General features: G+C 46.9%; 8 protein-coding genes. All 8 read left to right on the top strand.

The window, feature by feature from the left end:
- Positions 1–10: 10 nt before the first annotated feature.
- The 8 genes from HPY31_RS21560 to HPY31_RS21595 all read left to right on the top strand — a co-directional run bounded on the left by HPY31_RS21560 (position 11) and on the right by HPY31_RS21595 (position 15,216).
- Positions 11–4,735 carry a non-ribosomal peptide synthetase gene (locus HPY31_RS21560; RefSeq protein WP_172142390.1) on the top strand — a complete coding sequence of 1,575 codons (4,725 nt, stop codon included), beginning with the start codon at positions 11–13 and terminating at the stop codon, positions 4,733–4,735.
- A gap of 135 nt (positions 4,736–4,870) precedes the next feature.
- Positions 4,871–6,148, top strand: a complete 1,278-nt coding sequence (locus tag HPY31_RS21565; protein WP_172142391.1) for an MFS transporter — start codon at positions 4,871–4,873, stop codon at positions 6,146–6,148.
- 88 nt (positions 6,149–6,236) lie between these two features.
- Complete coding sequence (locus tag HPY31_RS21570; protein WP_216675757.1) at positions 6,237–7,442, top strand: efflux RND transporter periplasmic adaptor subunit; 1,206 nt, start codon at positions 6,237–6,239, stop codon at positions 7,440–7,442.
- A 3-nt stretch (positions 7,443–7,445) separates the two neighbouring features.
- Complete coding sequence (locus HPY31_RS21575) at positions 7,446–10,487, top strand: efflux RND transporter permease subunit (protein ID WP_172142393.1); 3,042 nt, start codon at positions 7,446–7,448, stop codon at positions 10,485–10,487.
- 176 nt (positions 10,488–10,663) lie between these two features.
- On the top strand, positions 10,664–10,867 hold the full coding sequence (locus tag HPY31_RS21580; RefSeq protein ID WP_253901894.1) for a hypothetical protein: 204 nt from the start codon (positions 10,664–10,666) through the stop codon (positions 10,865–10,867).
- A gap of 128 nt (positions 10,868–10,995) precedes the next feature.
- Positions 10,996–11,463, top strand: a complete 468-nt coding sequence (locus HPY31_RS21585) for a MarR family transcriptional regulator (RefSeq protein ID WP_172142395.1) — start codon at positions 10,996–10,998, stop codon at positions 11,461–11,463.
- Between the two features lie 86 nt (positions 11,464–11,549).
- Positions 11,550–12,734, top strand: a complete 1,185-nt coding sequence (locus tag HPY31_RS21590) for an MFS transporter (protein ID WP_172142396.1) — start codon at positions 11,550–11,552, stop codon at positions 12,732–12,734.
- Between the two features lie 79 nt (positions 12,735–12,813).
- Positions 12,814–15,216, top strand: a complete 2,403-nt coding sequence (locus tag HPY31_RS21595) for an AAA family ATPase (protein ID WP_172142397.1) — start codon at positions 12,814–12,816, stop codon at positions 15,214–15,216.
- Positions 15,217–15,301 lie beyond the last annotated feature (85 nt).

Consider the following 15,301-nt stretch of genomic DNA (forward strand, 5'->3'; position numbering starts at 1 on the left):
GTGATGAGGTTTGAATGGTGTTCAAATTAAAAATATATACCGCTTGACACCTATGCAAGAAGGCATGCTATATCACTTTATCCTTCATCCTGAATCAGAGGTTCACTTCGAACAAACGGTAATTACGATGGAGGAGTCGTTGCGGCTTGATCTCCTTGATCAGAGCTTTCGCGACCTCGTCGAAAGATTCGATATCCTGCGAACAGTCTTTCACTATAAAGATAGTAAAAAGCCGCTGCAAATCGTGTTGAAGCAAAGAGAAGCAGCTATTCAGATCGAAGACATCTCTGACCTGACCCAGAATGAACAAGAAGCATTTGTGGAGCAATTTCTTGTACGGGATCGGAGCAAGAGATTTGATCTGGAGAAAGATCTGTTGTTTCGGATGACCGTTATGAAATTGAGTGAATCGAAATACAAGATGGTGTGGAGCTTCCACCATATTATTATGGATGGCTGGTGCTTGGGGATTGTCGCAAAAGACTTTTTCCATATCTATCGCTCGTATCTTCAAAATAAGAAGGCGGAGCTGGCACCACCGTATTCCTTCAGTAGCTATGTCACTTGGCTTGGCAAGCAAAATAAACAAGAAGGACTCTCGTTCTGGCGAGATAGTCTGGATGGATTTGATCAGCAATCTCCTTTACCGGTTGAATTTATTTCAACCGGTAAAGGGTACCAACGAGAAGCGATCGTGTTCCGCATTGATCAGGAAACGACTGCCCGTTTGGAGCAAATAGCGAGATCAAATGATGTGACACTGAGCATCGTCTTTCATTCCCTTTGGGGATTGTTGCTGCAACGATACAACTATGCCAATGATGTTGTCTTCGGATCAGTCGTTTCAGGCCGTCCCTCTGAGCTCGTTGGCGTAGAAGAAATGGTTGGGCTGTTTGTCAATACGATTCCCATGCGGATTCGCAGTGAAGGCAAACAGACGTTTTCGGAGTTGCTCGGGCAGGTGCAACAATTCTTCACAGCCACAAGCAGCTACCAATACATGTCTTTGGCGGATATTCAGTCCGAAACCACATTAAAACAAAACCTGATTCAGCATCTGATGGTCTTTGAGAACTATCCATTGACGGAGGAGGCATCCGACGAAGATGGAAAAGGCGGTTTATTCGGAATCACGGATGTCCAAGGATATGAGCAAACCAGCTACGACTTCAACTTGTGCATGATTCCCGGGAAGGAATTAGAAGTTCACTTTATTTATAACGCACTTGCCTACAGTGATGCCTACCTGCAAAAAGTACGAGCGCATTTCAATCAGCTGATTCAAAGTGTCGTCCGCAATCCTGACCAGCCGATTGCAAACATGCAAATGGTCACGGACGAGGAGCAGGCTCTCATTCTGCAGCAATGGAATGACACGGAAATGCTGGTTGATCAAACGCGAACGATTGACCAGCTATTTAAGGAACAGGTCAAAAAAGGACCGCATCATATTGCCGTGGTCGATCAGGATGGCAGCTACACGTATCAAGAATTAGATGACAAGTCCGATGCGCTGGCTCATGTGCTGCGTGAGAAAGGGGTAAAACCAGGCAGCATTGTTGGTGTGATGGTGGAGCGCTCTACCGCTTACAGCCTCGCCATCTTGGCCGTTTTAAAAGCGGGCGGAGCCTTTCTCCCAATTAGCACCGACCATCCGAGCGAACGGATCAGCTATATGATCGAGGATAGCGGGGCCAGCATTGTTTTGGTCCATGATTCGACGGTAGCGTACGCAGAGCGTATTCTCTCTGCAACAATGTTGATCAATCTTGATGATAGGAGCGTATACACAGACGTTACATCTGATGTACAGACCCTTCATCGTTCCAGTGACCTGGCCTACGTCATATATACCTCCGGGTCAACGGGGAAGCCAAAAGGGGTAAGGCTGCACCACGTCGGAATCGCCAACCTCCAGCAGTTTTTCATCAACGATCTCGGCATCACCAAAAATGACAGAGTGTTGCAATTTGCCAGCATCTCCTTTGATGCCTCTGTCTGGGAGTTTACGATGGGGGTATTGACAGGGGCGAGATTGGTTATTGTTTCAAAGGAAGTCGCACTCGATTCGCAGGCTTTCAGTGAGTACCTACTGCGGCATGAAGTAACGGTCGCGACGCTCCCACCTACATTCGTGACGTATTTGGAGCCGGAAAATTTCCCGAAATTGCAAACGTTAATCACCGCAGGTTCCGCAACAAACTGGGAGCTCGTGCATAAATGGAGCGCGCATTGCCGATACATCAATGCATACGGTCCAACCGAAACAACCATTTGTGCAACGACTTGGACGTATGAAGGGCAAGAGGAGCTGCCGCAGCAAGTTCCAATCGGAAAGGCCATTGCCAACACAAAAGTATACGTACTAGATCCGCATGGTCATTTGCAGCCTGAGGGAATTCCTGGTGAGTTAGCGATTGCGGGCATTAGCGTCGCCGATGGCTACATCAATCGCGAGGAATTGACGAACGAGAAATTTTTGGCAGATCCGTTTACTTCCGGCTCAAGGCTCTACAAGACGGGAGATATGGTGAAATGGCTTGCGGATGGAAGTCTGGAATATTTGGGGCGAATGGACAACCAGGTCAAGATACGCGGTTTCCGTATCGAGCTTGATGAGGTTGAAAACGTGATCCAATCCCAGACAGGAGTGAAGGAAGTAGTCGTGTTGGCCAAAAAAGAGCAGGGAGGAGAAGCCAACCTGATCGCTTATCTGGTCTGGGAGCAGCCTGAGTGGAACAGAGATTTGCGTCAGGAGCTTTTGGCTACCCTTCCGGCCTATATGGTACCAACGTATATCCACGTCCTTGAGAGAATGCCTGTAACACCGAATGGAAAAATAGATCGGAAAGCATTACCTGAGCCTGTCATGATTCGGGAGGCGAGTAAGCAACTGAATCCACCTGTTACAGAGCAGGAGATGAAGCTGGCGGAAATCTGGAAAGAAGTGCTCGACCTCCAGGAAATCAGTGTGGATGACCATTTTTATGATCTGGGCGGGCATTCTATCAAAGCGATCCAACTGGTAGCGCGACTGCATAAGGAAGGCATAGAAGTGAAGATTCAAACGATCTTCCAATACGATACGGTCAGAGCGCTAGCAGGATATGTAGATACCGTAAACCGGATTCGCACCACAAAAGCGCACGATAAAAATGAGCTGGAAACCTTGATCTACGCCCATTTCCAAGTACGAGGCAACTATGTAGAGGTGCCGTTCGGCAGCAAGCACCGAGCTGTTCTGTACGTAGAGGAAAATGCGCGGGACAAACACCAAGAAATCCTGTCCTTATTGCGTAGATCTTGTGATCCTTCGATTCAGCCGCACGTCATTCAATATCTGGATCTCGGGCAAAAAGCATGGGAAAAAGATAAGAATCTTTCCCAAGAGGCTATGGTTGATGAAGCGGAATCGTTGTCCTGGCAGGAGCGCTTCGTCAACGATCTTGATCAGCAGCTCCTTCGTTATTCGGAGGCAATCATCAATCAGCAGACCTTTATCAGACAGCCGCTGTCACCTTCACAGCGCTATCATGTACAGGAAAAGGACATTTCTGGAACAGTGATTCGCTTTGAGCGGATGATCGATTCTAGGACGCTGGAAAAGGCCTTTCTTAACGTCTTAGAGCGGCATCATTTGCTGCGATGCACGCTGGCTTTTGAGGGAGAAGAGCCATATTGGAAAGAATATCCTTGCCCTAGTGAAATTGCGCTCCCTGTTGTTGATGTATCGAACGATTCGGAAGAAAGAAAAGAAGCGGTGAGCCAGCTTTTACAGAGCGAATATTTTTACAAGCAGGATGATTCGATCGGCTCTTTGTCATACAAAGTGATCTTGCTGAAAGAGAGCGAGAAGGAGTACTCGTTCATATTCCCGGCGTCGCATCTCATTTTTGATTTTATTAGCAGCGAGGTTCTGCAAAACGACTTGAACCTGTATTACGAAGCTTTGGAGAATGGCACAGAACTCCCGGAAAATGGTCGGAATACGTATTGGGACTTTGTCCGGCAAATCACGAAGGGTCCAGTCGGAATCGAAGATCAGCAGATTATGGACGAATTTGATCTTCATGGATTTGAAAATAGTCTCTTGTCCATCGAAAGACAGCTTCCATCTTCATCCGCTTTGGACGGATACACGATTGTTACCTGCGAAATGGATATGGATAACACACAGGAGATAGAAAATGCGCGGATTCCGATCGCTCTTTTAGCCAGATTTTGTGAAAGAAGTTATGGAGTCCAAAAGGCTCCCATCTTTCTAATGAACTTTGGCAGATCTTTTATGGGGAACCATTTCTTCGATGTGCTTGGCGAGTGCATCGATCATATTCCGCTTCATATTGATCCGTCGTGGAGCCTCGATGAGATGGAAACGTATGTGAAAGTTCGGTTGGATCTCGCAAAGGAGAGCAACATTCATTTCACCAATCTCGTGCAAAATCCAGACGTAACGGAGAACTATCCTCTTTCCCATCACTCACTCATCCAATCCTTACAGATGACACCTATGATTTGCAACTTCCTGGGTGAGCAGAACAAGAGTCAACCAAGTGAATACGATCACCTGTTTATAAAAGGGAAAAAGCGAATTCTCTTTGAGGCTTCTTATACATCCACGGGTAAAATGACTATTTTTATGGCTTTGCCATATCGAGAGGATGAACGGAAGCTGCGAGCGATCTTGGAGGAGGAAGCGAAAAAATTGATAGGAATGCCTCTAGTCATACGCTAAGAGTGGCCTAGGCATCGCATTGAAAATCGGCAGATGGATTCCGCTCTATTCCGGGTTTATGTCCGTGATGTGTAGCGGGATCATCTTGCCGAAATAAATCGTCACCTAGAGGAATTACTATTCAGGGAGGTTAAGATGGGCAACCAAACATACGGATTAAATATTTTTCTCTTTTCTTTTACTCGTTTCATCACGGAATTAGGTAGTGGTGTATACAAATTTGCTCTTGCTCTTTACATTGCGGATGTGACGGGTTCTTCTGCTGCATTTGCAACTGTTCTGGGCTTTTCGTATTTGCCAGGGGTGCTGATTAATATTTTTGCAGGCGCCTATATTGATAGACACAACAAGAAAAAGATTATGGTTGTCACCGAGCTGTTAAGCGGTGCGCTCGTTCTCTTGTTTTTACTGTTTTTCCTCCAGTTTCCCACGAATCTATGGCTGTTTGTCGGATACGCCTTCGTGATCAGTACCATTCAGGCTGTTACGTATCTCGCTTTGCAAGCATCCATTCCTGAGCTGGTAGATGAGGACAGAGTAGGAAGCATGAACTCTATTTACCAAGCAATCAGCGCCATTCTCAATGTAGCGGGTCCTTTGGTAGGGGCGATTGCCTATCGTTTAATGGGGATGGAAATGATTTTGCTGATCGATGGTCTTTCTTTTATCGGAGCAGGTATTTTGCAAATGTTCCTCCGTTTCCGCAAGGCCGAGGTTGTACAGGAGACAACACAAAGCTATACAGAAACAATCAAGGAAGTCTTCCAATATATCCGAGAACAGGTTGTTATCAAGTACTTGTTCCTGATTTTCCTTTTGCTCAACTTTATTTTCCCTCCGCTCATGTATGTGGGGCTGCTGCATATTGCCTATCGAGTCGAAAAAGTATCGATGGAGCAATTCTCCTTTATTCAGTCCTCCTGGTTTATCGGGATCATTATCGGGGCGGCTATTGTCTCTATGAAAAAGGTAAGCAAATACGTTGAGAATAAAATCTTCCTTTTGATTCAAGTGCAAGGGATTCTCTTGATGTCGTGGATCTTTCCGATTTTTGTTCCGGAAACGAGTAACAGCTCGTGGATCATTACGGGCGTGTTTGTCGGGATATTATTGGTCTCCGCCATCTTCAACTCCATGGGGAACATCCCGATCTTTACCTTTGTTCAATTGACCACGCCTGAGCATTTGCGTGCCAGCATGTTTGGTGTGGTGGGTACTTTTACCGGAGTGGCTGTACCGTTTGGGATCTGGTTGTACGGTATTTTACTGGAGGCCGTTTACTGGCCGTATCTCCTGTTGGTCTCAGGTGCCCTCATTTTTGTGATCGCCTTGATCGCTCATCTGAACAAGCAAGTGAGTCAATACTTTAAGAAAAAAGAAGAACAGGTTGTTGCTACAGACAAGTCTGCTTGAGCAAGGTCACGATAACGAGAGAGAATAGGATGTCAGTTTCCTTCAAAAAGACAATGACAAAACTACTGGAGGACTCTACGTGAAGAGTATGCACTATGTCGTTTTGACCGTTGTACTGATGTTCATCACGGGATGTGGAGTCGAAACGAAACAGGAGACAGAGCAAACGAAACAAAAGATCGTACAGGTGCACACCGTAAAACAGACGGATTCCTTGCCAATCCCTCTTACTGCAATCGTTGAGTACAAACAGGAGAGCCACTTAGCCTTTGGGGCTTCTGGTACGATTGAACGAATGAACGTAACAAAAGGGGCAAAGGTGACACAGGGCCAGGTATTAAGTTCATTAAATACGAACTATTATCAAAAAGGGCTGGAAGCGGCACAAAGCCAGGTTCAAAGTGCATCTGCGTTACGTTCAAAAACGTTGCAAGGAGCAAGCGCGGATCTCATCAGCAAGCAACGCTTGGCAGTGGACAGCCAGGAAAAGCGTTTGAAGGATGCGCAGCGGAAATGGGAGACAGCCCAGGAGCTGTTTAAGGGCGGCGCTATTTCGCAGAGTGAGCTGGACAGTGCGCAGTCGGAAAAAGAGCAAATCGAGATTTCGCTACAAGAGGCGCGAATTACGCTGGATAAGCTTCTAAAAGGTGCGGAAGTCAATGAGATTGCTAGTGCGGATGCCAATTTCAAACAAGCAGCCAGTGAAGTAGAGCTCGCAAAGAAAACCCTTCAAGAAACGCAACTCGTCGCGCCGTTTAGCGGTACGGTCATCGATGTGACCCAAAAGGCAGGCAGTCTTGCTCAGCCTGGTCAAAGTATCATTCACCTTGTCGACGGCTCAGAAGTGAAGCTAAAGGTCGATGTCCCATTGGATGTGATGGAAAACTACAAGCAAGGGGACACGGTGCCTGTGGCAGTGGAGGGAAAGACCAAAAGTAAAGGAACCATAACATTTATCTCACCCGTTCTCAACGAGGAAACGGGGAAGTATCTGGTAGAGATAGCTGTTTCCAATAAAGACAACGTGTTGATCGAGGGGATGGTCGCGACTGTAGAGATGTCACGCAAAGTAAACGGGATGCTCGTACCCGTCCAAAGCGTGGGCATTAAAGAAACACAGCGCTTCGTCATGGTTGTCGAGAATGGTGTACTCAAGAGACGCGACGTGGAAGTTGGGCAAATTATTGGAAATAACGTTGAGATTTTATCGGGTTTACAGTCCGGCAATCAAATCCTAATCTCCGGCATAACGTACTACGCCGAAGGAGAAGTCGTTACGGTGAAAGGGGAGTAACCGATGGACAAGGTCATTCTCTTTTTGCTGAAACGAAAAGTGATCCTCTATTTGTGTACATTCCTCATCGTACTTACGGGAATCGGTGCTCTCTTTTCTTTCCATGTGGAGCTCGTACCGAAAACGAATTTGCCTTGGATTGAAGTGAATATTTCAGGAGGAGCGCTGCCGCCTGAAGAGATGGTGGAAAAGGTCACAAAAAAAATAGAGCAGGAATTGAAATCTGTAGCTGGGATTAAAAACTTCTCATCAAAAACAGGGACGGGGTTTTCTGGAATTTCGATCCTTGCTAAGGATGGGGAAGGTGAAAAGGTCAAGCAAGAGACCCAAAATATTGTGAATCGGCTACGCAACGAATTTCCCAAAGTAGTGGATACCGTAACCGTCACGCAAACGAATCTAGGTGACGAGGACTTAATCGATTACGCCATAGTGGGTGCCGATACACAGACCATGCTCACCTTGCTGAAAACGACCATTAAGGATCGAATAGAATCCGTCCCGGGTGTGAAGGAAGTGGTCGTATCCGAGGACGGTTTTGAAAATAAGGTTGCGATAACATTTCGACCTGAACGGCTTACTACCTATCGAACGACACCAGCAGATGTTGTTGGTCAGCTACAGGGTACGAATTGGAAAAAAGCCGTGGGGATATTGGAAAATCCCGGGTTCGACACGGTTGTGATGATTGACAACAGCTTAAAGAATGTAGAAGAGTTCAAAAGCATTTTGATCAAGACACCCAAGGGCAAGGTTGCACTCGAACAACTGGCATCGGTGAGTGACTTGCGTGGAAGCGTGAAGGACGCTATTTCCATGACAGAAGGAAACCTCTTTGTGCAAATGAGTGTAAAGCGCGCTGCGGGGAGTGACCTGATCACCACACAGAAGAAAGTCGAAGAAGTTGTGAGGCAAATCAATGAGGAAGCGGGCGGAAGCTATGAGCTAAGAGTCATGTTTGAATCCGTCTCCTTTATTAAAAAAGCGATCACCAATTTGAGTCGAGATGTTGTCATTGGGGGAATATTGGCAATCCTCGTGCTCTGGGTATTCCTGAGAAATTGGCGTGTGACAATGGTCATCGCAACGACGTTGCCTCTCTCTATCCTGATGACGTTCATCGCTCTGAAAGCTGCCGGATATAACATTGACATGGTGGTATTGATATCACTGAGCTTGTCGATCGGATTGATTGTTGACGCCGCGATCGTTGTTCTGGAGAGTATTTATCACTTGAGAGAAAAGGGAATGCAGCTGAGACAGGCCATCGTTCAGGGCTCAAAAGAGGTGATAGCACCTGTATTTGCTTCCCAATTAACCTTGATTGTTGTGTTTTTACCGCTAGTGGTCGCCGATTTTGAACAGTGGCTGAAGCCTATTCTTCATACCATTGCGTTTACCGTCACCTCTACCATTCTTGCGTCAACGATTGCAGCTTTTCTGTTTGTTCCGATTTTTTCAGAGCGTTTTCTCCAACATGATAAACAGTTGCAGTCCCCTAGCAAAGAAGGGAAAAATCGGATTGTTTCTCTCTTTCAGCGATTACTGCTGTTAACCCTTCGTCATCGAGTTCTCACATTGCTGGTGGCTCTTGGGGTGTTTGTAGGGGCGTTGAGTCTCTTCCCTTTGATTAAGATAGGAAACGGCTTGAATGCCAATGAGAATCAAATTTTTGCCACGTTAACAATGCCGGATGGCACTAGCTTGGAACAGGCGCGAACAGCAGCAGTTGAAGCGGAAAAAGCGTTAAGAGAGCTGTCTGATGTGAATCAAGTCTTTTTTACGGCAAAGAAAGAGACAGTGGAGTTAAATATTACATTAGTGACCAAGTCGCAACGAACGCAAGAGAAAGAAGAATTTATGCAAGAAGTAAACGGTCGCTTGAATGCGATTGACGGTGTGGAACAAACGAGTATGACATTTGGATTCTCAGGTAAATCGGCACCTATTGAGTTGCAGGTTGCGGGAGAAGATTTGGAGGTTTCGCGGGCGATTTCCGCAAATGTAGAAGAAATGCTGGCGAGCATCCCTGGTGTAGTCAATATTCGGAATGACTTCGAAAGAGGGAAGGAAAAAGTAACGCTCACACCAAAGCAAGAGGCAATGTCTCAATTACAGGTTGACTCCGATTCATTGGACAGCCAAATCAGCATGCTGCTTGGGGAGCAGCCCCTATCCGCAATCAGTCAAAATGGTATCGAAACCTCGATTGTTGCCAGATTTCCAGAGACATGGGTGACACATCCTGACCAGCTCCAGCAGATCATGATACGAACAGAAACAGGCACGCAGGTGCCGCTACACGAGCTGGTTGATTTTCATTTCAGCAAATCTCCGATTACGATCAAACATGAAAAAGGAGAGCAAATCATCACGGTATCCGCAGAGCTGTTGGGCACGGATATTGGTACGGCGGGCAGACAAATAAATGAGAAGCTGGGTACAGTGGAAATGCCTGCTGGATACAAGATCGAGATCGCTGGTGATTTGAAGGAACAGAATAACACCTTTACGCAAGGAATTCTCGTTCTGATCGCGGTCATCTCCCTTATTTATGTGATTATGGTGGCACAGTTTGGGAGGTTATCACAGCCGTTTATTATCATGCTGTCGTTGCCAATGGCCTTGGTGGGAGTCATTCTCGGATTCGTGGTCACGCAGCGAATTTTTGGTGAGATGGCGATGATTGGGCTCATCATGCTGGTAGGAATTGTTGTTTCCAATGCGATTCTGTTAATTGACAGAATCAATCTGCTCCGCTCACGGGGGATGGGATTGGAAGAAGCGATTGTACAGGGCACGCGAGATCGTGTTCGTCCGGTAATCATGACCAAACTGACAGCGATCCTCGGTATGCTGCCGATGGGACTCGCTGTTGCGGAAGGAGCGGAGCTAGAGGCGCCGCTTGCTACCGGGGTAATTGCGGGATTGATTTTTCACACGCTCGTAACGCTTGTATTGGTTCCTGTTCTTTATTCGATCTTTGAGGGGATTCGTGAAAAGAGAGTAGCGCGAAAAAAAGCAACTCGTACTGCTGATATGTAAAAAGGGAACCGGGGCACGGCGCTGGCGAACCAGCATTGTGCCCTGTAACCACCTCATAGAGCCGAATAGCATGACGACAGGTGAGCCCCGACCAAGGGTGAAGCCAACGATTTTTTGCAACAAAATATTGGATGATTGCCATGTTGCTTGGTCACACTAAGGTGGGAGGTGTAACCATGGAACGAACCATTCAGGTCAATGGTGAGGATTATCATTTCGAGTCAACATATGATGGGGATTCACAGTACAACGTACAAGTACGATGTGGCAAAAAAGTGGTATCGAGTTTCAAAATCTCGGCCGGATCGGAAAGTGAAGTGTTTGAGGCAGCCCGTGCTCATTTCAGTGCGGGTAAGGAATTGGGCAATCTAAATGGATAGAGATTGGTCTCGGAACGCAGCTTGCGAATGCAGGGCTGCGGTTTTTTCTTGCGTAAAAGGAGGTCTCATGATAAGGTTATTTTGTTTCCGTGGAAACAAAGATCGATAGATAAGGAGCTGATGCTGCATTGGACCCTAAAAAGAAGCTTTGGAATCGATGGATCACCTTCCTACATAAGCAGGAGGAGCGCAGCAAGCTACGTGAAGAAATGCTACTGCGCCAGATCAAAAACAGCGTACCTGATTATGATAGAGTTGGAAGGTTATCCGTAACAGAGCTCCACGTCCTTCAAGAGGTAGGGCGGAAAGATCGAGTCAATGTTACGACAATTGCACAACATATTGGGGTAACAAAGAGTGCGATTTCCAAAATAACAGTCAAGCTTTTGAAGAAAGGATTGCTCGAGCGCTATCAGCTTGAAGACAATCAGAAGGAAGTTTTTTTCAGGCTGACATCAGTAGGAGAGATGGTAAACGAGATTCACGAACACTACCATCAACGCCTGGAGAATGACGTGTACCGATTCTTGGATAGGTATACTCCCGATGAATTGGCATTTTTGGATGAGGTCATAAGAGAAGCAACAGAAGATTAGGGGAAACATAAAACGGTTGTTCATTATTTTTTTTACGAAAATTGTTTCCAAGGACACAATTTTAAATATAGAAGAGGAGAGTAACTATGAATCCAAAAAAAGTACTGTACCTGCTTGGGATAACACTTATGCTAGGTATGTTCGCGCAAAATTTGTTCATGCCTATTTTACCAGTCATGCAAAAAGAGTTTCAGACGAGTGCAACCATGATTAACTGGACCGTTTCAATCTTTACCGTCATGCTTGCGATTATGCAAATCATCTACGGACCATTTATCGATCGGTTCGGCCGAAAACGTGTCATGATTCCTGCCCTGCTCCTATTTACGACCGCTTCAATCGGATGCTATCTGGTCGATTCTATTTATGGGCTACTATTTTTCCGTGCTTTACAAGGGGCGGGGTTTGCTGCCATTCCGATCGTAGCCGCAACGATTATTGGAGACATATTTACAGGGGTCCAACGTGCATCTGCGATGGGTACTTATCAGATGCTGCTTGCGCTCAGTCCGGCACTTGGTCCACTGTTAGGAGGCTGGATTGGCGGTATCGGCGGACATTCTGCGGTCTTTTTGTTTTTGGCAATCTGTGCAGTTTTTCTCGTCGGCATCAATGCGATATGGTTACCCGAAACGAAAAAGGCCCAAGCTACATCATCAGGCGGCTTTACATTAGGATCTTTCCGAAATATTTTGCTCCACCCAGTCGGTGCCTCTGTCATTTTGATCGGTTTTAGCCAAATGTACGCCTATTATTGCTTCCTGCTTTTTCTCCCTGTCCAATTGACGAACCATTACGCAGTCTCCGTTGAAATAATCGGATTGGTTTTCTTGCTCGTGTCAGTCGTCTTTATTATCAGTAGCAAGCTGTCTGCTGTCTTGCAAAATCGATGGGGAGCGCGTAAAACATTACTGGTGACGACCGGTTCAAATGCTTTGGCGATGTTTCTTTTTATGACTGCGGCGGATGTTTCTTTTCTCCTGCTTGTGATAACAAGTACGCTGTTTGCCTTAACCTTAGGTGTAGGTATGCCTGCACATACGATTTTGCTATCCGAAGAATTTGAAGCAGAGCGTGCAACGTCCATTGGTGTGTACAATTTCATCCGCTATTCAGGGATGGCTGCTGGTCCGGTTGTAGGTGCGATGCTGTTAGAATGGGGAGGAGTCTGGCTTGATTTTGGAATAGCTGGTATCCTCATTGCTTTGGCGACCTTATTCGCAGGGCAAAAGGTGAAAAGAACCACAGTGAACATGCAAGCAAAGCTCTAATGTTCGGACAGACTTTTCATGTTCGGCTAAATATGCTACAACAGGGATGAAACAATGGAGCGGGAGGAGCAATCAAAAGATGCAGCATCAAGAAGAACGGGACCCGAGGGTACTGATTGCAGGTATTAGCGAAAATCCGTCTAGCATCCAGTCACTAACCGAAGGCGAATGCCTTACATTCCTGCAAATGCTCGAACAGCAACGCCTGGAACATCCAGACGAAGAGCTTGATTTGGCTGAGGCGATGGTGTTGACACGGATGTCTGCTTTGCGAATGCACAAAACAGGAGGCCATACACTTGCAGCTGAATGGGTCGATCGTGCGCTTCAACTAGCCCCTGATTATCGCTACGCGAGAGAGATTAAGCTCGAGTTGTATTTTTCTTTGTTACGATCGCATGCCTTTCTCACTGAATTCAAATCTGTGCGTGAAACGGATAACGTCGTCATGCGCAGGAGAACAGTTGAGGTGCTGGAGGAGCAGGCAACCAATGAGCTGGCGGAAATCACGAAGTGGCGCTCTCTTGCGGAGGAGACGCTACTGGCAGCGCAACAGTGGAACGATTCGGAGGCGGAAGCGACGGCTGCTGGCCTCGTGCTGTTATACACGGAACGACAAAATTTATTAGTACAATTGCAAGAACGCATTCAAGCTTATGGAGCGTCTTTATCCGGGGTTTTTTACTCCAGTGAAATGCTTGTCCAATTGCAAGAGACGATTCGTGCTTTAACGAATCAGCAAGACCAGAAAGAAAAGCTTCTGCCGCAAAGGAACGAAAGGTTGGAAGATCGCGAAAAAACGCCTCAGCAAGATTTGAGTGCGTTAGAGCAATTGGAGCAGTTGATCGGCTTGGACGAGATCAAACATCGGGTTCGGCAGTTGGCGCAATTTCTGCAATATCGCCAGCTGCGCGAAGAAAAGGGCTGGCATATGAAAGACCAGCTCCCCCTACATCTCGTACTGATGGGCAACCCAGGAACGGGGAAGACGACTTTGGCTCGCTTGATCGCCAAGCTGTATCAAGAGCTCGGGTTGTTGGCAAAAGGACAGCTTATCGAGGTGGATCGTTCTCAGTTGGTCGGGGCTTACGTGGGACAGACAGAGCAGCGCGTCATGGATGCGATCAAGCAGGCAGACGGCGGCGTCCTGTTTATCGATGAGGCATATAGCTTGAAGCGCCCAGATAGCTCTGGCAGTGATTACGGACAGGTGGCGATTGACACGCTTGTATCCGCTATGACAAGTGGCGAGTATGCAGGACGCTTCGTCGTGATGCTGGCGGGCTATCCGGAAGAAATGCGTCATTTTTTGTACGCCAACCCTGGGCTGAATAGCCGTTTTCCAGAGACGGGTCACTTTTTGCTGCCGAACTATCAGGCGGACGAACTGGTGCAAATCGCAGAAGAAGTAGCCGCACGGAACGATTTTACTCTGACAGAAGCGGCAAAAATTACGCTGCGCCAGCGCATTGAAAAAGCGCAAGTAGACGAGACGTTTGGCAATGCACGGGCAGTCACCAATATCGTGCTCGATGCAATCTTTGCCAAGGGACGCGAGACAGACGGTAAGGAACTGAAATGGGATGACTTTACGATTCTGAAACCCGAGGATGTACGTGGCTTCGATCCGCCGCAAAAAGAAAGAAATGCGGAAGCTCGACTGCAAGCGTTGATTGGTCTTGCACAAGTGAAGACGGAGCTCAAAAAAATCGCTGCGTATGTGTCCGTCCAGCAAGAACGCGAAGCTAGAGGCTTGCCGAAAAGTCCGATTGAACTGCATGCCGTCTTTACTGGAAATCCAGGAACAGGGAAGACGACAGTGGCACAGCTGTACGCGCAGATTTTGCAAGAAATCGGTTATTTGAAACGGGGTCATCTTGTTACGGCGAGTAGAGCCGACTTGGTAGCGGGGTATGTCGGACAGACCGCAGCGCTTACACGACGAAAAGTTCGCGAAGCGTTGGGTGGCGTCTTGTTTATCGATGAAGCGTATTCGCTGCTGGGCGGAGGAGAGCGAGATTTTGGGCAGGAAGCGGTTGATACGCTCGTAGAGGAGATGACCAAACACGAAGAGAATCTGGTCGTGGTACTTGCAGGCTACCCTCTCGAAATGAATACTTTAATGATGAGCAACCCTGGACTTTTGTCGCGTTTTAAAAAATACATTGCGTTCCCCGACTACACCGTGAAGGAACTCGTGCACATTCTTGAACAGGCTGCATATGAGGTGGGGTATGCGATTGAGAAGAACGTGCTGGAAAAGATCTCACAGTCTTTGGAAAAAGCAGTCAGTGATCATCGATTGAATGGCAACGGTCGTTTTAGCCATAACCTGTTGCAAGAGGCGATCCAAAACCAGGCTGTGCGACTGATGGATATTCCGAAGCAGGAATGGAATCAGGAAATGCTGATGCAGTTGGCATGGGCCGATTTTCAACCGCTATTACAGTGGACAGTAGAAGAAAATGGGGCAAAAAATTAGTTTTTGTCCCATGTCTATGCCTTCTTACTCTTTTGACAATTCACCCTTTCTCTTATAATGGATAGAAATGGTTTTCTTATGCCAT

The sequence above is a fragment of the Brevibacillus sp. HB1.3 genome (assembly GCF_013186635.1).
Classification (GTDB): domain Bacteria; phylum Bacillota; class Bacilli; order Brevibacillales; family Brevibacillaceae; genus Brevibacillus; species Brevibacillus brevis_D.

Bases quoted from the DNA above. Each gene is read 5' to 3' on its own strand.
- HPY31_RS21565 (WP_172142391.1), top strand. From the start codon at position 4,871: ATGGGCAACCAAACATACGGATTAAATATTTTTCTCTTTTCTTTTACT.
- HPY31_RS21570 (WP_216675757.1), top strand. From the start codon at position 6,237: ATGCACTATGTCGTTTTGACCGTTGTACTGATGTTCATCACGGGATGT.
- HPY31_RS21575 (WP_172142393.1), top strand. From the start codon at position 7,446: ATGGACAAGGTCATTCTCTTTTTGCTGAAACGAAAAGTGATCCTCTAT.
- HPY31_RS21580 (WP_253901894.1), top strand. From the start codon at position 10,664: ATGGAACGAACCATTCAGGTCAATGGTGAGGATTATCATTTCGAGTCA.
- HPY31_RS21590 (WP_172142396.1), top strand. From the start codon at position 11,550: ATGAATCCAAAAAAAGTACTGTACCTGCTTGGGATAACACTTATGCTA.
- HPY31_RS21595 (WP_172142397.1), top strand. From the start codon at position 12,814: ATGCAGCATCAAGAAGAACGGGACCCGAGGGTACTGATTGCAGGTATT.